This is a genomic window from Fontimonas sp. FW305-C-3 (assembly GCF_058783185.1).
Genome location: NZ_JBYSYK010000002.1, coordinates 386,209 through 412,030, shown reverse-complemented (window position 1 = coordinate 412,030; position 25,822 = coordinate 386,209). Strand labels below are relative to the sequence as shown.

Sequence of the window (25,822 nt, the reverse complement as noted above, 5' to 3'; positions counted from 1 at the left end):
TTTTTCTTGGGCGATGTTCAGTCTCAGGGGAAGAAGCTGCCGCCGGTGAGCGGATAGAGCGCGGTATCGTCAGAAGCCCACTGCGCCGGATCCTTGACGCGGGCGATAAACGCGGCGAAGTCAGTATTCTGATCAAGTGAGCCGTTGTACTTCGCATTGTCGAGCGCGAACGAAATCGATGCACCGACCGAGGTTAAGGCGGGCGGGATATCGCCGTTTGCGGTGGCGCTCGCGATGTGGATCGCGGCGAGGAAGCGGTACACGATCAGACCGCCGGTATCGGGGTTGATGACCTGACCCTTGAAGGCGTAGTAGGTCTCGCCGTTGCCCAGGCCGCCGCCGACGCCGTAAAGCGTGCCCTTGTCGACCGCAAACGCGTCCGCGCGGACGGTGACGATCGTGCCAGCCGGATAGGCGACGTCCGCCGTCCAGATGAAGCCGGCTTCGTTGAGCGGGAAGGCCGCGCCGATGATGTAGTCCTTGTCGGTGAAGCCGATCTCGGTGCCGGCAACGACCGCTTGGGTCAGCACGAAGGCAAATGCATCGTTGTTCGGCGCATTGTTGTCGGAGTTCGCCGCCATGAACAGAACACCGCCTTCGCTCAGATCGCTGCCGCCGAACAGATGGCCGGCAAAGAACGGCAGGGCACTGCTGCTGCTCTGCCAGTTGCTGGTGACGCGGACGGCGGACGTGAGGTTGGCAAGGGCCGCCGGATTGTGTCGATCCAGACTGCCCGCATACCTGACGTTGTTGCCGGTGAGGCTCAGTGCGGCAGTGGCCGTCGTCAGCGTGGCCGGAATATCGCTTTCGCCGCCGTTGATGCTGATGCTCGCAAGGAAGCGGTCGACGGTGATGTCGCCGGTCGCCGCGTTGGTGATCGTGCCCTGGAAGGCATAGTAGGTCTCGGAACCGCCGACACCACCGCCGGTGCCGCCGACCGTGCCGAGATCGGTGGCGATCGGCGTCACGCTCGGCTGGATCGTCACGATCGTGCCGGCCGGATAGTCGACGTCCGCGGTCCAGGTGAATGCACCTTCGTTCGTCGGGAACGTCGTCGCGCCGTTCGTGTAGTTCTTGTCGGTGAACTGAATCTTCGTCGTCGCCTCGATGTCCTTGAGCAGCACGAAGGCAAAGGCTTCTGTCGTGGAGCCGGAGGAGTTGAGGCCCATGAACAAAATGTCGCCGGCGTCGAGCACCGTTCCGGTCACCGGTGGCGCGGTGCCGAACATGCTGCCGCCCGGCAGCGGATAGGCCGTTGTGTCGTTGCTGCCCCAGTTCGCGGTGTCACGCACGAGTGCGGCAAACGCGTTGAGGTTCGTGCGGTCCAGAGAGCCGCCGTACTTCCAGTTGTCTTCGGTCCCCAGGTAGATATCGGCATCGGCGTCGATGATTTCCTGAGGATAAGCGCCGGACAGTCCGGTGCCGATGTAGATCAGCGCCAGGAAGCGATCGACAGTGATGTCGCCCGTGCCGGCGTTGGTGATCGTGCCCTGGAAGGCGTAGTAGGTTTCCGAGCCGGTCCCGACACCGCCGGCTACGCCGTTCACGGAACCAAGATCGCTGACCAGCGGATCGGTCTGGATCGTCACGATCGTGCCGGCGTCATAGTCGACATCGGCGGTCCAGGTATAGGCGGATTCGTTCGTCGGCCAGTTCGGCGCGGTCGCGCTGTAGTCCTTGTCGGTGAAGTGGATCTGCGTGCCTGCGGTGATATCGACGAGCAGCACGAAGGCGATCGCGTCGGTCGGATCGCCGTTGATACCCATGAACAGCAGGTCGCCGGCGTTCAGCGTTGTCGGCGGCGCGCCGCCGATGGTCGCGGTCGTGAAGTTGAACGCCGTTGCGGTCGTCAGGCCGGCGTAGTCGTTGCCGGCGAGATCTTCGATGACGCCAGCCACCATCTGCACGTTGTAGGCCGTCAGGGAATTGAGCGCGAGCGTCGGATTGATCTCGACCGTCGCGCCGGTGATGGTCACCTGCGTCGTGTCGCCAACCGGAATCGTCCGCGTGTCCGACGTGCCGTCGGAGATGACGATGTTGCCGGTGCCGGCGCGCACGTTCTCATTGAACGTCAGCGCGATGCGGCTGCTGACGATGCCGCCGGCATTGTCGGCCGGCACGGTCGAAAGCAGTTTCGGCGCGAGGCTGTCGCCACGCGTCTGGAAGCCGGCGCTGATTGCGTTGGAGCGGGCGCTGCCAGTCGCTGCGCGGATAAGCCCGGCCGGGCCGTTGACGGTATACGTCGCGCCCGGCACAAGATCCGTCGCCAGGTCGACGGTCACGGTGCGGCCGCCGAAAGTGATCTGCGTCGTGTCGCCGACCGGGATCGTGCGCGTGTCGCCAGCGCCGTTGCTCAGCGTGATGCTGCCGGTGCCGGCGACAACGTTGACCGGGAAAGTGAGGAACAGGCGGCTGCCGATGCCGACCGCGGTCGCGCTGGTGGTCGGTTCGTAAACCCAGAGTTGCGGCTTGCCGTTGCCGCCGCCGAGTTCGTTGGACAGATAGATGACGTTGTTCTCGTCGGCGGCAACGCCCTCATGCTGAGCCGGGATGCCGATATTCAAGCGGCTGCGAATATTGCCGCTGCGATCCATCTTCAACAGCACGCCGTTCTCCTGGCCGACAACCAGCAGGTCTTCAATATCTTGCGCAAGCGGCGGCAAAGTGTTGGCGAGGACATAGATATCGGAGAAATCGGTGACGCCGGCCAGTGCCGGGTCGAACAGGTTCGTCGAGTTGACTGTCCCCGGCGAGCCATTGCTCGCGGTGCCGGCGCCGAAATCGATGTCGGTCAGGAACAGGCCAAGGGGGTCTTTTTCCTTGACCAGCGCATAGCCCTCGGTGAGCGGGTCATAGCTGACACCTTCGAGGCCGATGTTGTCGATCGTCGTGCCGATCGTGACCGAGTTGATCGCGCCGGCGGAAATGATCGTGCCGTCCGTGTAGGCAAAGCGCTTGATTGTGCGAATGCGCTCCTCGGCGACCACGAACTGGTTGCCGTCGACCCAGGCAATGCCTTCAGGATCGTCGAGTGCCGTGGCGAACTGCATGCTGCCGACCAAGGTGCCGGTTTTCGTGACTTCGACCACTGCCGTGCCTTCGTCGCCGATGATGAAGAGATTGCCGTTGTCGCGGTTGTAGGTGACGGCCGAGGTCTCGGCGGCGAGCTTGTTGGCGCCGGTGCCCACCGGCAAATCGTACTGCGCGGTGAGCGTGTAGTTCGGCAGATCCAGAGACTGGCCGGGCGGGACAAACGACAGCGCCGGTGCCGGCAGCGGTGTCGCCGTCGGCGCGGATGTCGGTGTGCTCGTCGGCGCGGCCGTCGGTGTGGCGGTGGGGGGCGCGGTGGGACTGCTGCTGGGTGTCGCGCTCGGCGTTGCCGTCGGCTGGCTGCTCGGCGTCGGCGTGGCCGTCGGCCCTGGCGTCGGCGTGACGCCGTTGCTCGGTGTTGCCGTTGGTGCCACGGTTGGCGTCGCGGTCGGTTCGCTGCTCGGCGTCGCGCCGAGGGTTGGCGTGGCAGTGGCGCTCGGCGTCGGTTCGCCGTCTTCACCGTCGCCGGTGTTGCAGGCGGCAAGGCCCGTCGACAGCATCAAGGAGACAACGGCCACCCGCAGCGCACGTCCGGAACCCAGCGCGAAATCCAGCATTTGACCCACCCGTCGAGTTTTATGAGGAGAAAACTCGCGGGACGTTAATGGCGCTGGATGTCAGCGCCGTGTCATTCCGATGACGCCGGTATTGAGATGCCGGACCTCAGCCGCGCTGATACAGCGTGACCACGCAGGCACCGCCGATGCCCAGATTGTGTTGCAGCGCGGTGCGTGCGCCTTCAACCTGTCGTTGCCCGCCGAGGCCGCGCAGTTGCTCGACGAGTTCGGCGCATTGCGCGAGACCCGTGGCGCCGAGCGGGTGGCCTTTCGATAGCAGGCCGCCGGACGGATTGGTGACAACCTTGCCCCCATAGGTGTTGTCGCCATCGCAGACAAAGCGTTCACCTTCGCCGCGCTTGCACAGGCCCAGCGCTTCGTAAGTGAGCAGTTCGTTCTGCGCGAAGCAGTCGTGCAGCTCGACGACATCAATATCCTGTGGGCCGATGCCGGCGGTGGCATAGACCTGTTCGGCGGCGCTGCGCGCCATCGAGTAGCCGACGACTTCGCGCATGTCGCGGGCCTCGAAGCTCGCGGCGGTGTCGGTCGTCATGGCTTGCGCCGTGATGCGCACATCGTGACGCAGGCCGTGGCGGCGCGCGAAGTCTTCGCTGCACAGCACGGCAGCGGCGGCGCCGCAGGTGGGCGGGCAGGCCATCAGGCGTGTCATGACACCGGGCCAGATGGCGGGGGAGGTGAGTACGTCGTCGGCGCTGACGACCTTGCGGAAAATCGCTTTGGGATTGTGCTCGGCATGACGGCTTGCCTTGGCGCGAATCTTTGCGAACGTGGCGAGCTCGGTGCCGAACTCCTGCATATGCGCCAGACCGGCGCCGCCGAAGTAGCGGATCGCCAGCGGAATCTCCGCGGCGCCGACCAGCTCGTCGGTGGTTGCCGAGAAGCGATCGAAGGGGCTGGGGCGGTCCGGATACTGAGCCGCTAGTGCGCCGGGCTGCATCTGCTCGAAGCCCAGCGCCAATACGCAGTCGACCGCACCGCTGGCGACGGCCTGGCGGGCGAGGAACAACGCGGACGAGCCGGTCGAGCAGTTGTTGTTGACGTTGACGACCGGAATACCGCTCATGCCGACTTCATACAGCGCGCGCTGACCGCTGGTGGAGTCTCCGTAGACATAACCGACGTAAGCCTGCTGGATGCGCGAGTAGTCAACGCCGGCATCGCGCAGCGCGAGCTGAGTGGCCAACGCGCCCATCGTCGCGTAGTGCTCCGAGGCGCCCGGCTTGGCAAATGGAATCATGCCGACGCCGGCGACGCAGACGGGCAGGCTCATGGGGTTCTCCTCATTCAGGGTTCGTTGTTATGTCGGCAGCGAAGATAGCCGCTCGGGCGCCGAAACTCCCCGCCCAAACAGATAGTTTTTGGGTCTGACCCGTACAGTGGTTTGACCAGATGCCGATTCGCGTGGATTGCTGTATGGTACGCCTATTGGCTTGGTGAGTTAGACTCACAAAGCAATGCAGGTAATCTGCATATCCTCATTTTTCAAGACTCGCTTCACCGCGGAGTAGGCATAGAATGCCTACGGTGAGTCGACAATGACTCGAGGCGCTGAAGATCGGACTCAGTCCGAGTTCTTCAGTTATGGTAATAATTATTTCCGCATCGCTGCCGCGCAGCATCGATGCCGAGGAGCCGCGCGATGCCGTATCAGTCCGCTTTTCGCTCAGACCTGTTTGCCGGGCAGACGGTGATCGTCACCGGCGGCGGCTCGGGCATTGGCCGTTGCACGGCACATGAGCTGGCTGCGCTCGGCGCAAAGGTGCTGATCACCGGGCGCAAGTCCGAAAAACTCGCGGCGGTGGAAGCCGAGATTCGCGAAGACGGCGGTGTTGTCGCCAGCTATGCCTTCGATATCCGTGATGAAGATGCGGTGAAGGCGCACATTCGCCAGATGCTCGAAGAGCACGGTCAGATTCACGGGCTCGTCAACAACGCCGGCGGCCAGTATCCGATGCCCCTGGCGACGATCTCTAAGAAAGGTTGGGACGCCGTCGTTGCCAGCAATCTGACCGGCGGCTTCCTGATGGCGCGCGAGCTGTACACGCAATGCATGCGCAAGAACGGCGGCGCCATCGTCAACATGATTGCCGACATGTGGGGCGGCATGCCGGGCATGGGTCACAGCGGTGCCGCGCGCGCGGGCATGCTCAATTTCACCGAGACGGCGGCGATCGAGTGGGGTGTGTCGGGCGTGCGCGTCAACGCCGTGGCGCCCGGCTACGTGGCATCCAGCGGCATGGACCACTACGACCCGAGCTTTGCCAAGGAAGTGATTCCGAAGCTGTCCGGACTCGCTCCGCTCAAGCGCATGGCCGAGGAAGCCGAAGTCAGTTCGGCGATCGTCTACCTGCTGTCGGAAGCCGCAGCGTTCATCACCGGCAGCTGCATCAAGATCGATGGGGGCGCGAGCCTCGGCGTCGGTCCGTTTCCGTTGCTCGATCACAACAATGCGAAGCCGTATCAGGGCTTCCATCGTGCATTCAAACCCAAGGCGGTTGGCTAAAGAATTTCTGAGAGGACGAACAGATGCCTGTTATCGAGTCGAAAGTCGACACCGGTGGCGCCCAGTTCCAGCAGTATCGCGAGGGCATGCTTGACCTGATCGGTCAGTGGCGCGCCGTCGAGGACAAGGGCCGCGCCGAAGAAGAAACCAAGCGCGCGCGCTATCACGAGCGTGGCCAGATCCTGCCGCGCGAGCGCGTGCACCTGATGCTCGATCGCGGCTCGCCGTGGCTGGAGCTGTCGACGCTTGCCGGCTACAAGATGCACGACGACAAGGACGGCTCGCTCGCTGGTGGCAACAACATCACCGGCATCGGCTATGTCTCCGGTGTGCGCTGCATGGTCAGTGCGAGCAACTCGGCGATCAAGGGCGGCACGATGACGCCGTGGGGCGTGCAGAAAGGTCTGCGCATCCAGGAGATCGCGCTGCAGCAGAAGCTGCCGGTCGTTTCGATGATCGAATCCGGTGGCGCGAATCTGTTGTATCAGGCCGAAGTGTTCATCCCCGGCGGCAAGACTTTCGCAAACCAGTGTCGCCTGTCTGCAGCCGGCATTCCGCAGGTCACCGTCGTGCACGGTTCGTCGACGGCCGGCGGCGCGTACATGCCGGGTCTGTCCGATTACGTCGTCATGATTCGCAAGAACGCCAAGGTCTTCCTTGCCGGTCCGCCGCTGCTGAAGGCCGCGACCGGTGAAATCGCGATCGATGAGGACTTGGGCGGCGCCGACATGCATGGTCAGGTTGCCGGTACCTGCGAGTTCATCGCCGAGAACGACACCGACGGCGTGCGCATCGCGCGCGAGATCGTCAAGAACCTGAACTGGAACGCTCAGCGTCCGCGTCTGGAGCTGCTGCCGGTGCGTGCGCCGCTGTACGACATCGAGGAGCTGTGCGGCGTGGTGCCCCCGGACTACCGCAAGCCTTTCGACTGCCGCGAAGTCATCGCGCGCCTCGTCGACGGCTCGGAATTCCTCGACTTCAAGACCGAGTACGACCAGCAGACCATCTGCGGCCGCGCGGTGCTGCACGGCCATCAGGTCGGCATCATCTCCAACAACGGTCCGATCACGACCAAGGGCGCGACCAAGGCCGGCCAGTTCATCCAGCTGTGCTGCCAGGCCAACATCCCGATCATCTATCTGATGAACACGACCGGCTACATGGTTGGCACCGAGAGCGAGCAGGGCGGCATCGTCAAGCACGGCTCGAAGATGATCCAGGCGGTGGCCAATGCAACGGTGCCGCAGATCACGATCGTGATGGGCGGCTCGTTCGGTGCCGGCAACTACGGCATGTGCGGTCGCGGCTTCGGCCCGCACTTCATCTTCGCCTGGCCGAACTCGCGCACCTCGGTGATGGGCGGCGAGCAGGCCGCCGGCGTGATGGAGATCATCACGCGCGAGAAGTGGCTGAAGCAGGGCAAGCAGATGTCCGAAGCCGACGAGAAGATGCTCAAGGCGCTGTACGACCAGGTCGTTGCGCAGTTCGACAAGGAAAGCCATTCCTTCGCCGCCACTGCGCGTCTGTTCGACGACGGCCTGATCGATCCGCGCGACACGCGCAAAGTGCTGGGTCTGTGCCTGTCCGTGACGAAGGAAGCCAAGGCGCGTCAGGTCTTCCCGAACAGCTTCGGCGTCGCGCGCCTCTAAGGATTACAACGATGAATTACACACACGAGCACCAGCAGCTGTTCGACACGACGAAGGCCTTCGTCGAGAACGAGATCAACCCGCACTCCGAGGAGTGGGAGAAGGCCGGCATCTGGCCTGCGCGCGAAGTACTGAAGAAGATGGGCGACCTTGGTTTGCTCGGCATCAACAAGCCGGAATCGGTCGGCGGCTTGGGCCTCGATTACAGCTACCAGATCGCGTTCTCCGAAGCGCTGGGCCACTGCAAGAACGGCGGTGTGCCGATGGCGATCGGCGTGCAGACCGACATGGCGACGCCGGCGCTGGCGAACTTCGGCAGCGATTTTCTGAAGGAAAACTATCTCAAGCCGGCCGTTGCCGGCGAGATGGTCGCTTGCATCGGTGTCAGCGAACCGGGCGCCGGTTCCGACGTCGCCGGCATCAAGACCACGGCCGTGCGCGATGGCGACGACTACGTCATCAACGGCCAGAAGATGTGGATCACCAACGGCACGCAGGGCGATTGGGTTTGCCTGCTGGTCAACACCGGTGAAGCGGTGGCGGGCAATCGCCATGGCAACAAGTCGCTGATCGTCGTGCCGCTTGATGCGAAAGGCATCGACCGCAAGACCAAGCTCGACAAGCTCGGTCAGCGTTCGTCGGATACCGCGATCATCTTCTTCGATAACGTACGCATTCCGCGCAAGCACCTGATCGGCGAAGAAGGCAAGGGCTTCATCTACCAGATGCAGCAGTTCCAGCATGAGCGCCTGTTCCTGTCGGCGAGCATCCTGGCTTCGATGCAGGCCTGCATCGACACGACGGCCGACTACACGCGCCAGCGCAACGCTTTCGGCCAGACCATCATCGACAACCAGTACGTGCAGTTCCGCCTCGCGGAAATGGCGACTGAAGTGCAAGCCTGCCGCGCGCTGCTCAACAGCGCGACCGATGACCTGATCGCCGGCCGCGACGTCACGCTCACCGCGTCGATGACCAAGCTCAAGACGGCCCGCGTCGCTCGCGAAGTCGCCGACGGTTGCCTGCAGTTCTGGGGCGGTCAGGGCTACATGTGGGACAACCCGGTCAGCCAGTTCTATCGTGACCTGCGCCTGCATTCGATCGGTGGCGGTGCGGACGAAGTGATGCTCGGCATCATCAGCAAGCGCCTTGGCTTCGGCGGCAAGAAGCGCGCCTGATCATGCAGCTGCCGCGGACATCGACGTTGCTGCTGAGCCTAGATGACGGCGTCCTGTCGGTGACGCTGAACCGGCCGGAATCGCGCAATGCCTTGAGCATTGAGATGGTGTCCGAGCTCAATACGGTGTTCGATGCGATCAACGCGGGCGATGCGCCGCGTGCTGTCGTTCTGCGCGGCGCGGGCGGACACTTCTGCGCGGGTGCGGATCTCAAGTCGATGATGGCCGGTGGCCTGAAGACACCCGCGGCGGGAGAGGTTGATCCGGTCGTCGCATTCTCCCGTGCCTTCGGCACGATGCTGCGTAAGGCGGGCGCCTTGCCGTGCGTCGTGATCGCCGTGTGTGAAGGCGCGGTGCTTGGCGGCGGTTTTGGATTCGCCTGCGTGTCCGACATCGCGCTGGCGCATGTCGATGCGAAGTTCGGCCTGCCGGAAACGACTCGCGGCCTGCCGCCGGCGCAGATTGCGCCGTTTGTTGTCGAGCGCATTGGCCTGACGCAGGCACGTCGCCTATGTCTGACCGGCGCGCAGTTCAACGGTACTCGCGCGCTGGAGCTGGGCCTGGTCCACGAAACCTTCGGCGACGAAGCCAGCTTGCAGGCCTTGCTCACGCACACGCTTGAGCAGGTGCGCAACTGCGCGCCGAAGGCCAATGCAGTGACCAAGCGCATCATTCTTGCTGTACAGCGTCAGGACATGGACACAGTGCTTGACCACGCGGCGCAGGATTTTGCCGACTGTGTGCGAGGCAGCGAGGCGCCAGAAGGCATCGCTGCATTCATGCAGAAGCGCAAGCCACGCTGGGCGCAGGCCCAGTAAGCAAACAGACATTCGTACTCATACAAGCCGCAATTCTGAGAATCGTATGAACACACGTTTCAACAAGGTATTGGTCGCCAACCGTGGCGAGATTGCGTTGCGTGTCATCCGTGGTGCGCGCAAGCAGGGTTATCAAACGGTCGCGGTGTACAGCGAGGCCGATCGCGATGCGATGCACGTGCTCGAGGCGGACGAAGCGGTCTGCATCGGACCGGCGCCGGCAGCGGAATCCTATCTGCGCATCGACAGGATTCTCGAAGCCGCGAAACGCTCGGGCGCGCAGGCGATCCACCCGGGGTATGGCTTCCTGTCGGAGCGCGAGGCCTTCGCCAAGGCGATCCAGGACGCTGGCCTGATCTTCATCGGTCCCGATCCGCATTCGATCGAGGCGATGGGCAACAAGTCCGCCTCGAAGATCCGCATGATCGCGGCCGGCGTGCCTTGCGTGCCGGGTTATCAGGGCGACGATCAGTCCGACGAGACGCTGGTTGCCGAGGCCAAGAAGGCCGGCTTGCCGGTCATGGTCAAGGCGGCTGCCGGCGGCGGCGGTCGCGGTATGCGTCTGGTTCACGACGAAGCAGCGCTGCTGGAAAACGTCCGCTCGGCGCGCAGCGAGGCGCAGAACGCTTTCGGCTCCGGTCAGCTGCTGATCGAAAAGGCGGTGATGAATGCACGCCATGTCGAGATTCAGATCTTCGGCGATCGTCACGGCAATGTCGTGCACATCGGCGAGCGCGATTGCTCGGTGCAGCGGCGCAACCAGAAGGTGATCGAAGAGGCGCCATCGCCGGCGGTCAGCGACGAGCTGCGCGCGCGCATGGGTGCGGCCGCGGTTGCCGCTGCGAAGGCGGTCAACTACGTGGGCGCCGGTACGGTCGAGTTCATGCTGGCCGCGGACGGTGCGTTCTACTTCCTGGAGATGAACACGCGTCTTCAGGTCGAGCATCCGGTGACCGAGCTGGTCTACGACCTCGATCTCGTCGAATGGCAGCTGCGAGTAGCGCAAGGCGAGAAGTTGCCGCTGACCCAGGATGAAGTGCTGGCGCGGCGCAAGGGCTGGGCGATCGAAGTGCGCCTGTGTGCGGAGGATCCGCTGCAGAACTATCTGCCGCAGACCGGCGACGTTCTGGACTGGCAGGCGCCGAACGGCACCGGCGTGCGTGTCGATACCTATTTGCGCAAAGGCCAGGCGATCAGCCCGTTCTACGATTCGATGCAGGCGAAGATCATTGCCTATGGCGACGATCGCGAGTCTGCGCGCATGCGTCTGCTCAAGGCGCTCGACGAAACGAGCCTGCTTGGTGTCGTCAGCAACAAGTCATACCTCAGTCAGCTGGTTGGTCACCCGGTGTTTGCCGGCGGCGATTTTTCAACCGGCTTCATCGCCGAGCATTTTCCGCAGGCGGCGGTGGCGGCTGCCAAGCCGACTGCGCGTCAGGTCGCCCTCGCCGCAGTGGCGCTGTACGTCGACGATGCGAACACGCTTGCTGAAGAGCATGGCCTGTCGCCAGAGTTTCTCGGCTGGCACAGCTCGCACGAATCGCCGGCCGAGTACAAGATGCGCTGGCGCGAGACGGAGTTCGATGTCGAGCTGCTCGCTCATGCGGGACGCCAGTTCAAGATTCATGTCGGCGATACGCAGTTGACGGTCGAAGTCGTGCGCAGCAGCCATGCCGACATGCACTATCTGGTCGATGGTGTCGTCGGTCGCGCTCGCATCGCCCATCACGGCGATGCCGTGTGGATCGACGCAGAGGGCGGCTGCTGGCGCCTGGAGGACATTACGTTACTGCCGGCCCAGGCAGAAGCCGCGGGCTCCGATGGGCGCCTCCTGGCGCACTCGGACGGCAAGATCGTGGCGGTGCATGTCGAGGTGGGCCAGCAGATCAAGAAGGGCACGACGCTTGCCGTGCTCGAAGCCATGAAGATGGAGTTCCAGCTGACGCTGCCTGTCGACGGCGTCGTTGAGGCGGTCAGCGTTGCAGCCGGCCAGCAGGTCAAGAATCGTCAGCTGCTGGTGCAGGTCAAGCCGGGCTCCTGATCCCGCGCTCCAATCAGAACTCAGTGCTTCAGCGGAGCCTTGGCGGTCAGCGCCAGGGCTCTTTTTTTGCTCCAAGGGTTGTGGGGTTGCCGTGTGCTCTCGGACGATCCCAAGTCCTTGTGGAGTCACTCGTTCTCGTTGGCGTTCTTTGAAGTGATCGAAAGGTTACTTCGAGTATCCCGTTCGCAGATTTCTTTGCGCGAATGTGAGCGAGTAAACAAAAAAACCCGCAGCCTGGGCTGCGGGTTTTCGGTTACCGCTCAGTCGCTTATTCGACGACCTTCAATTCCACGCGGCGGTTTTCCTCGCGACCTTCTTCAGTGTCGTTGGTCGCGATCGGACGGCTCTCGCCGTAGCCGACCGGCGTCATGCGGGCGCCGACGACGCTGCGGCCTTCAAGGTAGACCTTCACCGAGTTGGCGCGGCGCTCGGACAGGCCGAGGTTGTAGGCGTCGGAGCCGATGCCGTCGGTGTGGCCTTCGAGTTCCACGTTGATGTTCGGGTACGCCTTCAGCGTCTCGGCGACATCGTTGAGGATCAGCTTGGCCTGCGCGGTCAGGCGATCGGAGTCGAACTCGAACTTCACGCCCTTGAGGATGAAGTTCTTGTCGACGGCGCAACCGTTGGCGTCGACCTGTTCGCCCGGACGCGGACGGCGGCAGTCACCGGTCAGCGCGCAACCGTTCGGCAGGACCTTCGCACCCGGAGGCGACTTCGGGCACTCGTCGAGGTAGTCGGGGATGCCGTCGCCGTCGGAGTCGAGCGGGCAGCCATCCGGCCCCACGGCGACGCCCTTCGGCGTATCCGGGCAGCGGTCGAGGCCGTCGGGGATGCCGTCGCCGTCGGAGTCCGTCGGGCAGCCGGCCGCGTTGACGATCGCGCCGCGCGGCGTGTTCGGGCACTGGTCGCGGCTGTCGGGCACGCCGTCGCCGTCGCTGTCGAGTTCGCAACCGTCAGGGCCGACCTGGGTGCCCTTCGGCGTGTTCGGGCACTTGTCGAGGTAGTCGGGCACGCCGTCGCCGTCCATGTCGACCGGGCAGCCGTTCGAGTACACGGCCACGCCCTTAGGCGTATCCGGGCACTTGTCGAGCGAATCGGGCACGCCGTCGCCATCCGCGTCGTACGGGTCGGCGCCGAACTTGTAGGCCACGCCGAAAGTGGCGCCCCACAGATAGAAGGTGTCCTCGGGGACGATGACGTTGTTTTCTTCGGTCTCGCTGATGAAGTCCATGTTGTAGCGGACATCAAGGCGCGCGTCCCAATTGGTGTTCATCTTGAAGAACGCGCCGCCGCCCAGACCGACGCCCGCGCCGTCGAGGCCGACGGTCAGGAAGTCGATGCTGTGGAAGTTGCCGTTGACGAGCAGGTAGGGACGGATGTCCGCCGTATCGCGCGCCAAGTAGCGGATGAAGTTCACGCCCAGTGCGGCGCGCTCGTACTTGTTGCCTTCCGACAGGTCGCTGACATCCAGCGCGCTGTAGCTCAGCTCGCCTTCAATGCCGAAGAAGGGCGAAACACCCTTACCGAAGCTCAGGGCTCCAGCCGGGCCGACGTCACCGTCGGCATACACGCCGCCGATCATCGGCGACAGATAAAAGCGATCGTCGAACTCCTTGGCCTGCGCCACGGAAGCGACTGAACCCACCAACAACGCGACGGCCGATAGCCATCCGAACTTAGACATCTGTGTTTCTCCCCATCCCATTCGCGTTGCCCAAAGAAAGAAAAATACAGCCAGAGTATGCAGGTGCCGGAGATCGGGCAGGTAACATTTCGAAAAATGTTTTGCGTCAACCGATTCCATGCGCCGGTGGATGCATTATGATGCGCGCAACGGACGCCGTAAATACGAATTTGCGAATATCTACGGCGTTGCAAGATTTGATGGGTCGTCTGTCTTCCGGGAGTTGGGAAATGAAACTGTTTCGTCCTTGTGTCATGGCAATGGTCGTGGCGCTTTCTGCGTGCGGTGATGGGCTCAGGAGTCCGGACTTCAGGCCGGTGAATACGTTCGAGTCGCTGGAAATCGTGCCGGCCGTCGTAGGCCAGGGCACTGAAATTCCGGCCGGCACCAGCCTGCGCTTCCGCGCGCTGGCGACGTATACGCAGACCGTACCGCCCGGCACTAAGGACGGTGCCGGCAACACGATTTCGAGAATCGAAACTCAGGAAGACGTCAGCAATCTGGCCGACTGGACCAGCTCCGCCAGCACGGTTGCCAGTGTTGAAGACGGCGTGGTCGAAGGTCTGGTTGCCAGCGCATCGCCGGTGACCATCTCGGCGGCTTTCGAAGATCGCACTGATTCGGTGCAGGTCACCGTGACCAGCGCCATCGTCGAGGGCGTCGAGTACGTCAAGCCGGAAGGCATTCCGCGCAGCGCGAACAACACCTACACGGTCGCCGTCACCGGCTCCACGCCGTTCGAGATCTACGGCCGCTTCTCCGACAACCAGGTTCGCGAGCTGACCGGCGCCAACTATGTGGTCGCCTGGAGCAGCAGCAATCCGGGCGTCATCAACAATCCGGTCGGCGATGAAGTGTTCGACGGCGTGTCGATCGGCACCGCGGGCGTCACCGGCGAAGTCACGACGCCGGCCACCGGCATCACCCCTGATTCCGCAACGGCCACGGTCAATGTGCGTCAGCTCAGCGAACTCTGCCTGTCGGAATTCCTCGCTCCCCAGGCTGCAACCCGCGCGGGTCCGGTGACGCCGCTGTGCCTCGGTTGCTCGGCCAACGACACCGACAACATGATCGATGGCGACGAGACCACCTCGGCGGCGCTGAGCATTCCGGTGGGCCTGCTGCTGCAGTCCAGCGTCTCCGCCGAAGTCTTCGATGTCGGCACCACGCGTCTGCTCGCCGGCCAGCAGGTTGGCTTCGTGGTCAGCAAGCCGATGGATCTGCTCGTTGCGCAGCTGCTGCAGGACATCCGGGTCGTCACGCTGAATTGCGCGACGGTCGAGGGTGAGGTCGAGTGCGCCGACGTCGAGTCTTTCTCCGGCGTCGGTTCGCCGACCCCGCTGTATGTGTCGCTGCTCGGCCTGATCGGTGGCGAACCGGCTGCGCTGGTGCAGACCCCGGCGCTGACGGCGAACGCCAACGGCATGCGCATCGAGTTCGACGGCGGCCTGCTGTCGGCGCTCGCGGTGCTGAACGTCAATGCGGCCTGCTCGGAAACGGCGCCGGTTGCCGAGTAAGCAGTAGTCACGCAACAAAAAAGGGCGCTTCGGCGCCCTTTTTTGTTGCCCTTGGCCGCATCAATAACCGAGCTGACGTCCGGCCAGGTCTTTCATGATTTCCTGCGAGCCGCCGCCGATCGTCAGCACCTTGGTCTCGCGGTAGATGCGCTCGACCTTGGAGCCCTGCAGATAACCGGCGCCGCCGAGAACCTGCATCGCTTCGTTGGCGATCCACTCCAGGCTGGTCGTTGCGAAGTTCTTCAGCATGCAGACTTCAGCGACCGGCAACTGCTTGTGATCGATGCGCCAGGCGAGCACGTCGAGGTTGGCCTTCATTGCCTCGATGCGCATGCGCATGTCGATCAGTTTGTGGCGGATCACCTGATTGCGGATCAGCGGTTTGCCGAAGGTCTCGCGCTCGCGCGCGTAGCTCAGCGATTCGTCGTAGCAGACCTGCGCCAGCGCCCAGGCTTGCGCGGCAAGCATCAAGCGCTCCTGGTTGAAGTTGAGCATGATCGCCATGAAGCCGGCGTTCTCCGGCCCGATCCGGTTCGCGACCGGCACACGGCAGCCGTCGAAGTACAGCGTCGCGGTGTCGGAACAGCGCCAGCCCATCTTCTCCAGCGGCGATCGGGTGAAGCCCGGCGTGCCGGCCTCGATCACCAGCAGCGAGACGCCGCCCATGCCGGGCCCACCAGTGCGCACGGCCGTCGTGATGAAATCCGCGCGCATGCCGGAAGTGATGAAGGTCTTCGAGCCGTTGACGATGTAGTGATCGCCATCGCGCTCGGCACGCGTTGCAAGATTCGCAACATCGGAACCGCCGCGCGGCTCGGTGATCGCCAGTGCGGCGATCTTTTCGCCGCTTAGCACCGGCGCGACAAAGCGCTGCTTCTGTTCATGGCTGCCGACGTGGGCGATCGGCGGCGTGCCGATGCCATGCGACATCAGACTGGCGATGACGCCGCCGCTGCCGGCGCGTGCGAGTTCCTCGGTGAGGATGATGCCGAACTGCGAGTCCGGCACTTCGACACCGCCGTAGGCTTCGGGAAAGCCGATCTGCAGCAGGCCGGCATCGGCGGCCTTGCGATGCAGTTCGCGCGGCAATTCACGCGCGGCCTCCCAGCGCTCGACGTTCGGCGCGATTTCCAGGTCGACGAAGCGCCGGGCCTGCTGGCGAAAAGTCTCGTGGTCCGCGGTGCTGAAAGGGTTGGGTTGGGTCATACAAATTACCGTTGCAGTGGGTCTTGATCGCCTGTGTGGACAATAGACGCTTTGCAGAAGCCCCGCCATTTCGCGTGTCTAGGGTAACTGTACGTACCGCCCGCGTTGCTGAGCGTCGCCCACAAAAAAAAAGCCCGCGACAGGCGCCGCGGGCTTTGCAGTGACGATCGCCAATCGTCAGTTGGGGAACGGTACCGCGAGATAGGTCTGCGCCGCGGCGCGCGCGTAGGCGGCGCGCGTCACCGCGGCCTGCGGATGGATGCGTGCCTGACGCGTGCCGGCGGTGTCGACGATCTCGACCTCGAGAATCTTCAGCACCAACGCGTCCTGCACGTGATTGCGCAGCGCCGGGCTGACCTCGTCGGCGTCGATCACCGGAACCTGCGTGCCGTCGTCGGCAATCGCATACATGTCCTTGCCTTCATAGGCAGCGACGCCGGACTCGCGACCGATCGCCTGGACCAGCGCGTAGGCCATCTGCTCGACCGTAACACCGCCGCCCGGATTGAACTGGCTGCCGCTCGCGCTCATCAGCGGTGAGGCCGTCAGCGACAGGTCCATCAGCAGGCTGCCGGGGCGGGTCACGGCATCGGCCGCTGCGGCGAAGACGCCATTCGTGTCAGCGTAGGTCTTGCCCGGCGCATGCGCGCGGGTCTGGCGCACGCCCCAGGCCATCAGGTATTCGGCCATCTGTTCGCGCGTCAGCGCGCGGTCCGGCGCGAAGCCGCCGGGCAGGCCGTCGACGAGGCGCTTCGACACCGCGAGTTCGATGCTCGCCTGCGCCGGATGGCCCTGGATGTCACCAAGGCCGACTGCGGTGCCGGCGGTGAACTGTTGCAGCGTGACGGCGAGCGTCGCCGGGCCGCCGACGCCGTTGGTCAGGCCCAGCGGATCGACCGGTACGCCGGACACCGAGCCGATGCCCCCCGCCGTCAACGTCCAGGTGCCGGGCATGCCGGGCGCGCTGGCAGCGACGTTGGAACCGAGCACCGGCAGGGCGATGCTGGAGCCGTAGCTGTTGCCGTTCGGATCGACGAGCACGATCGCGCAGGTGCAGGGATTGCCGGTCGGCTGATTCCATTGCGCGATCACCAGCGAAATGTCGTCGCCGACTTCGAAGATGACCGACTCGGTCTCGCCGACCGGCGTGAAGCTGATTTCCTCCTGCGCGACCACCGCCTCGCCGAGGCCGATCGACGCGTAGAAGCCGCGCTGCGTGTTGTTGGTCAGACCGTAGTCGCTGCGCAGTGCCAGTGCCTGAGCGAGCGCCGCCTCGATGTTGGCCATGCCGGAGCCGACTTCCCAGGGCGCGTAGCCGGGCATGTTCGTCGCGGTCCGCTTCAGCAGCGGCTTGATCTCGCGCCAGGTCAACGCCGGATTGGCCTCGAGCAGCAAGGCGATCAGGCCGGCGAGATGCGGCGCGGCCATGCTGGTGCCGGTCTTCTCGGTGTAGAACGGCAGCAGCGGTAGCGGGATGTAGCCGTTGCCGATCTCGTCCGGCAGCGACAGCGGCGTCAGCGGATCGACCGCGATCGCGCGCGCCGAGACGATCGTGGTGCCCGGTGCGGTGACGGTCGGGCGGTCCTCGACGATGAAGGTCTCGCCGTCCATCTGCACTTCATACGCCGGATGCGCGAGCGAGCCGCGCGACGAACTTGGCGCGAGCAGGCCGGTCTTCTCCGCGTTCGCCGTGGTCATCACCCACGGGGCCTTCTTGAAGTTGCCGGTGATCGTGTCCGGTCCGGAGCCGCTGTTGCCGGCCGAGAAGACGACGATGACGTTGCGATCGGCGAGCGCCTTGGTCGCGATGTTGGTCGGGTCGTCCGGATCGAAGCAGGTGCCGACATCGCCGGTGTTGCCGAACGAGTTGGTGACGATGCGTAGGTTCAGCTCGGGGCGCTCGTCGAGCAGCTTCATTGCATAGTCGAAGCCGCCCAGCGTATCGAGCACGAACAGCACCGCGCCGGAACCGTAACCGGCGAGCGTCGCGCCCGGCGCGGAGCCGAGGAACTGGCCGCCGGAAATCGTGCCGTCACCGGCGGCGATGCCGGCGACATGCGTGCCGTGCGAGCCGGCGACATCGGTGTTCGGCACGTTTTCGATCGGCGCGGACGGCAGCATTTCGCCGAGTGGATTGTCCTCGCCGAGCTCGCCGCCGACGACACCGGGCAGGTTGGTGTGGCCGAGCGTATTGACGACGGTCTTGCGGCCGAACAGCAGGTCCGGGTGGGTCGCGTCGATGCCCGAATCGTTGACGAGGATCGTGATGCCCTTGCCGGTGATCGGCTCGCCGCCGGCGTTGACGATCTCCGGCGCCGCGGCCGCCTGGGTCGCGGATGTCAGCACCCGTGCCTGCTCGTCCTCGTAGTGCAGCAGGCTGTTGGGGCGTACCGAACGCACGCCGGGCAGGCTGGCGAGTTGCAGCGCCTGCGCTTGGGTTGCGAGCACGCCGGCGATCGGCAGGCGGTTCAGATAGATGCCGCGCACGCCGAGTTGTTCGAGTGCGAGCCGCTGTACCTTGCTGACGGCAAGCGAGCCTTCCGCCTTGGCCGACGCGTCGTCGTGAAAGCTGACGATGTACTGGCCGACGGCGTCGGCGGCGAGTGCACGGATGCCGGCTTCGGTCGTCGCGGCGGCTTCGGTGCTGCAGGTCTTGCCGGGTTCAGCGACGGGCGGCGGTGTTGGCGTGATGCCGTTGCTGCCTCCCGTGCCGCCGCCGCCAGCGACGTCGACCGGATCGCTGCTGCCGCAGCCGGTCAGGGAAATGGCCAGTACGAGGACTGCGGCCACCGGCCGCCAGCGCGCAAGGGGAAACATGATGAAGCTCCAGAGAGAGGGCAAGAAGAATGCCTACACTCTGGCAGCGATTTCCTACAGGCAGCAGGGTATTTTCACTCAGTCAGCGGATTTACTACCCAGTGCTCATGAAGGGTTATGAAGCCGATGCGCTGAGTGCTGCCGCCGTCAGCGTGTTCTGCATCAGCATCGCGACCGTCATCGGACCGACGCCGCCGGGCACCGGCGTAATGAACGCCGCGCGTTCGCGCGCCGATTCGAAATGACAGTCGCCGGCCAGCTTGCCGCTGGCCAGGCGGTTGATGCCGACATCGATGACGGTTGCGCCCGGCTTGATCCATTCACCGCGGACCATCTCAGGCTTGCCGACTGCGACAACCAGGATGTCGGCGCGTGCGACCTCACCCGGCACATCGGCGGTGAAGCGGTGGCAGCAGGTTGCGGTGGCGCCGGCCAGCATCAGCTCCAGCATCATCGGCCGGCCGACATGGTTGCTGGCGCCGACGACGACAGCGGTGCGCCGCTTGAACGGCTCGCCGACCGACTTCAGCAGCTCGATGACGCCGTAGGGCGTGCAGGGGCGCAAGGTCGGCAGACGCTGGGCCAGGCGGCCGAGGTTGTACGGATGAAAGCCGTCGACGTCCTTGTGCGCGGCGATCCGTTCGGTGACCGCAATCGCATTGATGTGCGAGGGCAGCGGCAGCTGGACGAGGATGCCGTCGATGCCCGGGTCGGCATTCAGACGATCGACCTCGGCGAGCAGCGCGGCCTCGCTGATCGTCGCCTCGAAGTGCAGGGGCAGGGAGCGGATGCCGATCTTCTCGCAAGCCAGACGCTTGTTGCGGACGTAGACCTCGGAGGCCGGGTCGGCGCCGACCAGCACCGTTGCGAGCGCCGGCGCACGCAGACCGGACTGCAGGCGCTGTTCCACCTCGAGACGAACGCGTTCCTGTACAGAGGCAGCAACGGCTTTGCCGTCGATCAGTTGGGCAGTCAAGGTGGCTAGATCCGGTGGGTCTGGGGTGTCCGCGAGCGGCGCTATTGTACGGTGCACTTTGTGATCTGAAACGCTCTGACCGGCGAGACCTTCCCGTAAACTACGCGGCCTTTGCCCCGCCAGCCGTCGCGCCTTGCCAAGCCCGAATCCGCCCAGCCTGCAGCTTGCCCAGCTCAGCGTCGCACGCGCGCAGCGCGTGTTGATTTCTGAACTGGATCTGCAGTTGTCCGCCGGCGAGCTGCTGCACCTGCGCGGGCCCAACGGTTGCGGCAAGACCAGCCTGCTGGAAACCATCGCCGGCCTGCGCCAGCCCGCGGCCGGTTCGGTGCGGGGGCTTGCCGAGTCCACCGCGCTGCACTGGATCAGTCATCGCAATGCGCTGACGCCCCAGCTCAGCGCGATCGAGAATCTCGAGTTCTGGTGCGGCATCAATGAGGTCGATCCGCGCGCCGTTCCGGCCGTGCTCGATCGACTGCAGCTGGCTGCCGGTGCGCGGCGCCGGGTTGCGCGCAGCCTCTCGGCCGGACAGAAGCGGCGTGCCTCGCTGGCCCGGCTGCTGCTCGCCCAGCGGCCGCTGTGGTTGCTCGACGAGCCGCTGGATGGCCTGGACCGCGACGGCATTGCCCTGTTTGCCGGCCTGCTCGATGAGCATCTGGCGCAGGGCGGCATGGTCGTGATGACCAGCCATCAGCCATTGCCGGCGCTGCGCGCGCCGATCCGCGAGCTGGAACTGCAGGCGGCGGGCAGATCATGAGTGCGCTGATTGCCGTGCTGCGCCGCGAACTGCTGCTCGCCTCGCGCAACAAGATCGACTGGCTGATGCCGCCGTTCTTCATGGTCATCGTGGTGACGCTGTTCAGTTTTGGTGCAGAGGCCAACGATCCGCGCCTGGCCGCGCTGTCACCGGCGATCCTGTGGGTTGGCGCCCTGCTTGCCGCTTTGCTGACGCTGGAGCGCATGTTCCGCGGCGATCACGAGGACGGCACGCTGGAGCAGCTCTGCCTGGCGCCGGCGCCGCTGTACCAGACCGTGCTGGCCAAGATGCTCGCGCACTGGCTGATGACCGGCCTGCCGCTGGTGCTGCTGGCCGCGCCGCTGGCCGGCGCGCTGGGCCTGGCGACCGCGGCCATTCCGGCACTGCTGATCGGGCTGGCGCTGGGGACGCCCTGCATCAGCGTCATCGGCGGTTTCGTTTCGGCGCTGACGGTCGGCATGCAGCGCGCCGGCCTGTTGCTGCCGGTGCTGGTGCTGCCGCTGCTGGTGCCGGTCGTGATCTTCGGCGCCGGTGCCGTCCACAGCGCGCAGCAGGGTCTCGACGCGGCCGCTCCGCTATACTTTCTGGCGGCCATTCTGGTTCTGTGTCTGACCCTGTTTCCCTGGGTCAGCAGCGCAGCCTTACGCAACGCATTCGACTGATCTGGCGCCGTATCTATGTGGACCTGGTTCCATCGTCTGGCTTCGCCGCCGACTTTCTACCGACTCGCCGAGCGCTATGCGCCGTGGGTCGGCCTGCTGGCCGCGACCCTGATGGCCTGGGGCTGGATCGGCGGTCTGGTCTTCGCGCCGCCGGATTACCAGCAGAAGGACGCCTTCCGCATCATCTATGTCCATGTGCCGGCCGCGGCGCTGTCGCTGTCGCTGTATGTCGGCATGGCGATCGCCGGTGTCATCGCGGTGATCTGGCGCATGAAGCTGGCCGAGATCGCGCTTGTCGCCATCGCGCCGGTCGGTGCGAGCATGACGATCATCGCGCTGGTCACCGGCATGCTGTGGGGCAAGCCGATGTGGGGCACGTACTGGGTCTGGGACGCGCGCCTGACTTCCGAACTCGTCCAGCTGTTCCTCTATCTCGGCGTCATCGGCCTGTATCAGTCGTTTGACGATCCGCGCGCGGGTGCGCGTGCCTGCGCATTGCTGGCGATTGTCGGCGCGATCAACGTACCGATCGTCAAGTATTCGGTGGAGTGGTGGAACTCGCTGCACCAGACCTCGACGATCCTGCAGATGGGCAAGCCGACGATGTCGGCCGATATGGCGATTCCGCTGTACGCGGCGCTGGTCGGCTCGCTGCTGTTCTGCGGCTACGTGATCGTGCGTCGGATGCAGAACGAAGTGCTGGTGCGCGAGCGGCGCGCCAGCTGGGTCCGGGAGCTGCTGCAATGAGTGCCGTGCTCACTGCCGAGTTCTGGAACATGAGCGGTTACGCGGTCTACGTGTGGGGCAGCTTCGCCTGCACGGCGGTCATCGTGCTGTGGAATCTCTGGGCGCCGCGCCAGCGCCGGCGTCAGATCATCGAATCGAGTCAAGACGAATGAACAAACGTCAGCAACGCATGGTGGCCATTGCAGGCCTGATCGTCGGTGTCGGCCTCGCCGCCACGCTGGCCTTCACCGCCTTCAACAAGAACATGATGTATTTCTACACGCCGAGCGATCTGACCGCGCAGGCACTGCCGGCAGACGCCAAGATCCGCCTCGGCGGGCTCGTGGTGGCCGGCAGCGTGCAGCGCGGCGACGGTCTCAACGTGCGCTTTACGGTTGCCGACTGCGAGCAGTCGATTCCGGTGAAGTACAGCGGCATCCTGCCGGACCTGTTCCGAGAAGGGCAGGGCATCGTCGCCAGCGGTCACGTCGATTCCGCCGGTGTGTTCACCGCCGATGAAGTGCTGGCCAAGCACGACGAGAACTACATGCCGCCGGAGCTGAAGGAAAAAATCACCATGCCCGACGGCAAGCACAGCTGCGCGCCGTTCAAGGCGGTTGCGAGCAACTCGGTCGCGAATGACCTCGCGAGAAATCCATGATCCCCGAACTCGGCCATTTCGCGCTGCTCGCCGCGCTCGCGGTTTCCCTGATCCAGTTCGTCGTGCCGATGCTCGGCGTCTGGCGCGCGCAGCCGCGCTGGATGGCGGTCGGTGCCTCGGCGGCACAGGCGCAGTTCGTGCTCGTGCTGCTTGCTTATATCTGCCTGACCTGGTCCTTCATCGAGATGGATTGGTCGGTGGCCTACGTTGCCGCCAACTCGCATTCGCAGCTGCCGCTGATGTACCGCATCAGTGCGGTCTGGGGCGCGCATGAAGGCTCGATGCTGCTGTGGATGCTGATGCTGACCGGCTGGGCTGCCGCGGTATCGGTGTTCAGCCGCAGCCTGCCGCGCGACGTGCAGGCGCAGGCGCTCGCGGTGCTCGGTGGACTGTGCATCGGATTCCTGCTGTTCATTCTTGCGACCTCGAATCCTTTCGACCGTCATTTCCCGGTGCCGCTCGACGGCAAGGATCTCAATCCGCTGCTGCAGGATCCGGGTCTGATCATTCATCCGCCGCTGCTCTACATGGGCTATGTCGGCTTCTCGGTGGCCTTCGCGTTCGCGATCACCGCGCTGCTCAGCGGCCGGCTTGACGCCGCGTGGGCGCGCTGGACGCGGCCTTGGACGACGGCGGCCTGGCTGTGCCTGACGATGGGCATCACGCTGGGTTCCTGGTGGGCGTATCACGAACTGGGTTGGGGCGGCTGGTGGTTCTGGGATCCGGTCGAGAACGCCTCGTTCATGCCCTGGCTGGTCGGCACCGCGCTGATCCATTCGCTCGCGGTCACCGAGAAGCGGGGGCTGCTGAAGTCATGGACCGTGCTGCTGGCGATCATTGCGTTCTCGCTGTCGCTGCTCGGCACCTTCCTCGTCCGCTCCGGCATCCTGGTGTCGGTGCATGCCTTCGCGACGGATCCGGCGCGCGGCGTGTTCATTCTGACTTTCCTCGGCATCGTACTGGGCTTGGCCTTTCTGCTTTACGCTTGGCGCGCGCCGAAGTTCGTCGCCGACGGCGAGCTGCAGCTGTTCTCGCGTGAAGGCCTGTTGCTGCTGAACAATGTATTTCTGGTCATCGCCGCGGTGGCGGTGATGATCGGCACGCTGTACCCGCTGGTCATCGATGCGTTCGGCGGCGGCAAGATCTCGGTCGGTCCGCCGTACTTCAACGCCGTGTTCCTGCCGCTGACGGCGCCGCTCGGATTCATCGTCGGTCTCGCCGCGCTGGTCGGCTGGAAGCAGGCGAAGTTCTCGCAGGTCGTGCAGCGCGCGCGCTGGCCCTTGCTGATCGCGCTGCTTGCCGGCCTGTCGATGCCTTGGTTGCTGCATCAGAAAACCCATCTCGCCGCGGTTGCCGGCGCGTTCCTCGGTGTGTGGACGCTGATCATGGCGTTCGAGGAAGTCTGGCGGCGCTGGCGTGCGCGGCGCGCCGCAGGTCTCGCGCAGATTCCGCGCGGCGTCTGGGGCATGACCCTGGCGCATGCCGGTCTCGGCATCTGGGTGCTCGGCGTGACCTTCGTCAGCCTGTACAGCATCGAGCGCGACGTGCGCCTCGGCCCGGGCCAGAGCGCGGATCTGTTCGAGTATCGCTTCGAGCTGCACAAGGTCGATCCGGTGTCCGGTCCGAACTACGACGCCGATCGCGCTTTCGTCGGCATCACGCGCAATGGCAAGACTGTCGCCGAGCTGGAGCCGGAGAAGCGCCTGTATCGCGCGCAGGGCAGCGTCATGACCGAGTCCGCGGTCGACCACAACCCGCTGCGCGATCTCTATGTCGCGCTCGCCGAGCCGCTGGAAAACGGCGAGTGGTCGCTGCGCCTCTACGTCAAGCCGATGATGCGGCTGGTCTGGTTCGGCGGCGTGCTGATGGCGCTCGGCGGCATTCTCGCCGCGAGCGATCGCCGTTACCGTCTGGCCCGCGTTGTCGAGCAGCGTGCGATTGCCGAAGGCAAGGCCGGGGCGGTCGCCTGATGCGTCTGCGCTTCGTTTTGCCGATCGTTGTGCTGGGCGCGCTCGTCGTGCTGTTTCTGTTCGGCCTGCAGCACGATCCGCGGACGATTCCCTCGCCGCTGATCGGCAAGCCGGCGCCCGACTTCGAACTGCGCGCCGTCGGCAGCGAAGTGCCATACCGGCGCGCTGATCTGCTCGGACGGCCGCTGCTGGTGAATTTCTGGGCGAGCTGGTGCGCGGGCTGCCGCATCGAGCATCCGTTCCTGATGGAGCTGTCGCGCCGCGGCATCGAGATCGTCGGCATGGACTACAAGGACACCGACGCCGACGGCATGGCCTGGCTGCAGCAGCACGGCAATCCCTACCGCAGTCTGGTGGCCGACAACCAGGGCACCGCCGGTCTTGACTGGGGTGTCTACGGCGTGCCCGAGACCTATCTGCTCGATGCGCAGGGCAACATCATCTACAAGCACATCGGTCCGCTCGATCCCAAGACCTGGGAAGCCAAGATCGCGCCGTTGATGCAGGCGAGGGCCGCACCATGAGAGCGCCGATCCTGATGTTGCTGCTGGGGTTGCTGGCGGCGCCGGCGGTTGCCCAGCAGCAGACCGTCGAGCCCGAGCTGCCGCTGACGCCGGAGCAGACCGAGCGCTACCAAGGGCTGGTCAACGAACTGCGCTGCCTGGTCTGCCAGAACCAGTCGATTGCCGATTCGAACGCGCCGCTCGCCGCCGATCTGCGCACCAAGGTGCGCGAGCAACTCGCTGCCGGTCGCACGAATTCCGAGATCCACGATTACGTGACCGAGCGCTTTGGCGATTTCGTGCTGTATCGCCCGCCGCTGCGGGCGTCGACCTGGCTGCTGTGGTTCGGTCCTTTCGTGCTGCTCGCCTTCGGCCTGCTGCTCGCCGTATTGATGGCGCGCCGTCGCGCCGCTGCCGGGTCTGCCGCGAAGAAAGTCGATGGCGATCGCCTGCGCAAACTGCTGGACGAGGAATCTTGATGGGTGGGGT

At 64.7% G+C, this 25,822-nt stretch carries 20 protein-coding genes; 14 read left to right on the top strand and 6 right to left on the bottom strand.

Annotated elements, in window-relative coordinates:
• Positions 1 to 23 precede the first annotated feature (23 nt).
• On the bottom strand, positions 24 to 3,647 hold the full coding sequence (locus tag AC3WUF_RS08075; RefSeq protein WP_492424292.1) for an SdiA-regulated domain-containing protein: 3,624 nt from the start codon (positions 3,645 to 3,647) through the stop codon (positions 24 to 26).
• Between the two features lie 106 nt (positions 3,648 to 3,753).
• Positions 3,754 to 4,938, bottom strand: a complete 1,185-nt coding sequence (locus tag AC3WUF_RS08070) for a lipid-transfer protein (RefSeq protein WP_492424290.1) — start codon at positions 4,936 to 4,938, stop codon at positions 3,754 to 3,756.
• 369 nt (positions 4,939 to 5,307) lie between these two features.
• Here AC3WUF_RS08070 and AC3WUF_RS08065 point away from each other — a divergent pair, with 369 nt between their 5' ends.
• Genes AC3WUF_RS08065 through AC3WUF_RS08045 form a run of 5 tightly spaced genes read left to right on the top strand, consistent with a single transcriptional unit; the run spans position 5,308 to position 11,857 of the window.
• Positions 5,308 to 6,171 carry an SDR family oxidoreductase gene (locus tag AC3WUF_RS08065; protein WP_492424288.1) on the top strand — a complete coding sequence of 288 codons (864 nt, stop codon included), beginning with the start codon at positions 5,308 to 5,310 and terminating at the stop codon, positions 6,169 to 6,171.
• Positions 6,172 to 6,194: 23 nt separating this feature from the next.
• On the top strand, positions 6,195 to 7,820 hold the full coding sequence (locus AC3WUF_RS08060; protein ID WP_492424286.1) for an acyl-CoA carboxylase subunit beta: 1,626 nt from the start codon (positions 6,195 to 6,197) through the stop codon (positions 7,818 to 7,820).
• Between the two features lie 11 nt (positions 7,821 to 7,831).
• Positions 7,832 to 8,998 carry an acyl-CoA dehydrogenase family protein gene (locus AC3WUF_RS08055; RefSeq protein WP_492424284.1) on the top strand — a complete coding sequence of 389 codons (1,167 nt, stop codon included), beginning with the start codon at positions 7,832 to 7,834 and terminating at the stop codon, positions 8,996 to 8,998.
• On the top strand, positions 8,998 to 9,816 hold the full coding sequence (locus tag AC3WUF_RS08050) for an enoyl-CoA hydratase/isomerase family protein (RefSeq protein ID WP_492425597.1): 819 nt from the start codon (positions 8,998 to 9,000) through the stop codon (positions 9,814 to 9,816). Before AC3WUF_RS08055 ends, AC3WUF_RS08050 begins: the two co-directional genes overlap by 1 nt.
• A 46-nt stretch (positions 9,817 to 9,862) precedes the next feature.
• Positions 9,863 to 11,857 (top strand): acetyl/propionyl/methylcrotonyl-CoA carboxylase subunit alpha, encoded by a 1,995-nt coding sequence (locus tag AC3WUF_RS08045; protein WP_492424282.1) that lies wholly within the window; start codon positions 9,863 to 9,865, stop codon positions 11,855 to 11,857.
• A 268-nt stretch (positions 11,858 to 12,125) separates the two neighbouring features.
• On the opposite strand, the gene AC3WUF_RS08040 is transcribed toward AC3WUF_RS08045, so the two are convergent.
• Positions 12,126 to 13,541, bottom strand: coding sequence for a thrombospondin type 3 repeat-containing protein (locus AC3WUF_RS08040; protein ID WP_492424280.1), 1,416 nt, complete (start codon positions 13,539 to 13,541; stop codon positions 12,126 to 12,128).
• A gap of 317 nt (positions 13,542 to 13,858) precedes the next feature.
• Between AC3WUF_RS08040 and AC3WUF_RS08035 the strand changes: the two genes are divergently transcribed.
• The gene (locus AC3WUF_RS08035; protein ID WP_492424278.1) at positions 13,859 to 15,058 is read left to right on the top strand and encodes a hypothetical protein; all 1,200 of its coding nucleotides are present in this window, start codon (positions 13,859 to 13,861) and stop codon (positions 15,056 to 15,058) included.
• A 60-nt stretch (positions 15,059 to 15,118) separates the two neighbouring features.
• Here the strand turns inward: AC3WUF_RS08035 and AC3WUF_RS08030 are convergent, their stop codons facing one another.
• The 3 genes from AC3WUF_RS08030 to folD all read right to left on the bottom strand — a co-directional run bounded on the left by AC3WUF_RS08030 (position 15,119) and on the right by folD (position 20,057).
• Positions 15,119 to 16,264 carry an acyl-CoA dehydrogenase family protein gene (locus tag AC3WUF_RS08030; protein ID WP_492424276.1) on the bottom strand — a complete coding sequence of 382 codons (1,146 nt, stop codon included), beginning with the start codon at positions 16,262 to 16,264 and terminating at the stop codon, positions 15,119 to 15,121.
• Positions 16,265 to 16,441: 177 nt separating this feature from the next.
• The gene (locus tag AC3WUF_RS08025) at positions 16,442 to 19,081 is read right to left on the bottom strand and encodes a S8 family serine peptidase (protein ID WP_492424274.1); all 2,640 of its coding nucleotides are present in this window, start codon (positions 19,079 to 19,081) and stop codon (positions 16,442 to 16,444) included.
• Positions 19,082 to 19,196: 115 nt separating this feature from the next.
• Positions 19,197 to 20,057: a bifunctional methylenetetrahydrofolate dehydrogenase/methenyltetrahydrofolate cyclohydrolase FolD gene (gene folD, locus AC3WUF_RS08020; RefSeq protein ID WP_492424273.1), complete on the bottom strand. Its 861-nt coding sequence runs from the start codon at positions 20,055 to 20,057 to the stop codon at positions 19,197 to 19,199.
• Positions 20,058 to 20,190: 133 nt separating this feature from the next.
• Here folD and ccmA point away from each other — a divergent pair, with 133 nt between their 5' ends.
• The 8 genes from ccmA to AC3WUF_RS07980 are packed head-to-tail and all read left to right on the top strand — an operon-like array spanning position 20,191 to position 25,812.
• Complete coding sequence (gene ccmA, locus AC3WUF_RS08015) at positions 20,191 to 20,811, top strand: heme ABC exporter ATP-binding protein CcmA (RefSeq protein ID WP_492424271.1); 621 nt, start codon at positions 20,191 to 20,193, stop codon at positions 20,809 to 20,811.
• Positions 20,808 to 21,473 (top strand): heme exporter protein CcmB, encoded by a 666-nt coding sequence (ccmB, locus tag AC3WUF_RS08010; RefSeq protein WP_492424269.1) that lies wholly within the window; start codon positions 20,808 to 20,810, stop codon positions 21,471 to 21,473. Before ccmA ends, ccmB begins: the two co-directional genes overlap by 4 nt.
• 15 nt (positions 21,474 to 21,488) lie before the next feature.
• A complete protein-coding gene (locus tag AC3WUF_RS08005; RefSeq protein WP_492424267.1) occupies positions 21,489 to 22,220 on the top strand; it encodes a heme ABC transporter permease in 732 nt (243 codons plus the stop codon).
• On the top strand, positions 22,217 to 22,372 hold the full coding sequence (gene ccmD / locus AC3WUF_RS08000) for a heme exporter protein CcmD (RefSeq protein ID WP_492424265.1): 156 nt from the start codon (positions 22,217 to 22,219) through the stop codon (positions 22,370 to 22,372). The genes AC3WUF_RS08005 and ccmD overlap by 4 nt, the downstream gene beginning before the upstream one ends.
• Positions 22,369 to 22,860, top strand: a complete 492-nt coding sequence (ccmE, locus tag AC3WUF_RS07995) for a cytochrome c maturation protein CcmE (protein ID WP_492424263.1) — start codon at positions 22,369 to 22,371, stop codon at positions 22,858 to 22,860. Before ccmD ends, ccmE begins: the two co-directional genes overlap by 4 nt.
• Positions 22,857 to 24,830 carry a heme lyase CcmF/NrfE family subunit gene (locus AC3WUF_RS07990; protein ID WP_492424261.1) on the top strand — a complete coding sequence of 658 codons (1,974 nt, stop codon included), beginning with the start codon at positions 22,857 to 22,859 and terminating at the stop codon, positions 24,828 to 24,830. Before ccmE ends, AC3WUF_RS07990 begins: the two co-directional genes overlap by 4 nt.
• Positions 24,830 to 25,354 carry a DsbE family thiol:disulfide interchange protein gene (locus AC3WUF_RS07985; RefSeq protein WP_492424259.1) on the top strand — a complete coding sequence of 175 codons (525 nt, stop codon included), beginning with the start codon at positions 24,830 to 24,832 and terminating at the stop codon, positions 25,352 to 25,354. Before AC3WUF_RS07990 ends, AC3WUF_RS07985 begins: the two co-directional genes overlap by 1 nt.
• Complete coding sequence (locus AC3WUF_RS07980) at positions 25,351 to 25,812, top strand: cytochrome c-type biogenesis protein (RefSeq protein ID WP_492424257.1); 462 nt, start codon at positions 25,351 to 25,353, stop codon at positions 25,810 to 25,812. The genes AC3WUF_RS07985 and AC3WUF_RS07980 overlap by 4 nt, the downstream gene beginning before the upstream one ends.
• The last annotated feature ends 10 nt before the right edge of the window (positions 25,813 to 25,822 follow it).

Coding starts and splice junctions, on each gene's coding strand:
- ccmB (WP_492424269.1), top strand. CDS start 20,808: ATGAGTGCGCTGATTGCCGTGCTGCGCCGCGAACTGCTGCTCGCCTCG.
- AC3WUF_RS08030 (WP_492424276.1), bottom strand. CDS start 16,264: ATGACCCAACCCAACCCTTTCAGCACCGCGGACCACGAGACTTTTCGC.
- AC3WUF_RS08040 (WP_492424280.1), bottom strand. CDS start 13,541: ATGTCTAAGTTCGGATGGCTATCGGCCGTCGCGTTGTTGGTGGGTTCA.
- AC3WUF_RS08005 (WP_492424267.1), top strand. CDS start 21,489: ATGTGGACCTGGTTCCATCGTCTGGCTTCGCCGCCGACTTTCTACCGA.
- AC3WUF_RS07990 (WP_492424261.1), top strand. CDS start 22,857: ATGATCCCCGAACTCGGCCATTTCGCGCTGCTCGCCGCGCTCGCGGTT.
- ccmE (WP_492424263.1), top strand. CDS start 22,369: ATGAACAAACGTCAGCAACGCATGGTGGCCATTGCAGGCCTGATCGTC.
- AC3WUF_RS07985 (WP_492424259.1), top strand. CDS start 24,830: ATGCGTCTGCGCTTCGTTTTGCCGATCGTTGTGCTGGGCGCGCTCGTC.
- AC3WUF_RS07980 (WP_492424257.1), top strand. CDS start 25,351: ATGAGAGCGCCGATCCTGATGTTGCTGCTGGGGTTGCTGGCGGCGCCG.
- AC3WUF_RS08070 (WP_492424290.1), bottom strand. CDS start 4,938: ATGAGCCTGCCCGTCTGCGTCGCCGGCGTCGGCATGATTCCATTTGCC.
- AC3WUF_RS08045 (WP_492424282.1), top strand. CDS start 9,863: ATGAACACACGTTTCAACAAGGTATTGGTCGCCAACCGTGGCGAGATT.
- ccmD (WP_492424265.1), top strand. CDS start 22,217: ATGAGTGCCGTGCTCACTGCCGAGTTCTGGAACATGAGCGGTTACGCG.
- AC3WUF_RS08075 (WP_492424292.1), bottom strand. CDS start 3,647: ATGCTGGATTTCGCGCTGGGTTCCGGACGTGCGCTGCGGGTGGCCGTT.
- AC3WUF_RS08060 (WP_492424286.1), top strand. CDS start 6,195: ATGCCTGTTATCGAGTCGAAAGTCGACACCGGTGGCGCCCAGTTCCAG.
- AC3WUF_RS08055 (WP_492424284.1), top strand. CDS start 7,832: ATGAATTACACACACGAGCACCAGCAGCTGTTCGACACGACGAAGGCC.
- AC3WUF_RS08065 (WP_492424288.1), top strand. CDS start 5,308: ATGCCGTATCAGTCCGCTTTTCGCTCAGACCTGTTTGCCGGGCAGACG.
- AC3WUF_RS08025 (WP_492424274.1), bottom strand. CDS start 19,081: ATGTTTCCCCTTGCGCGCTGGCGGCCGGTGGCCGCAGTCCTCGTACTG.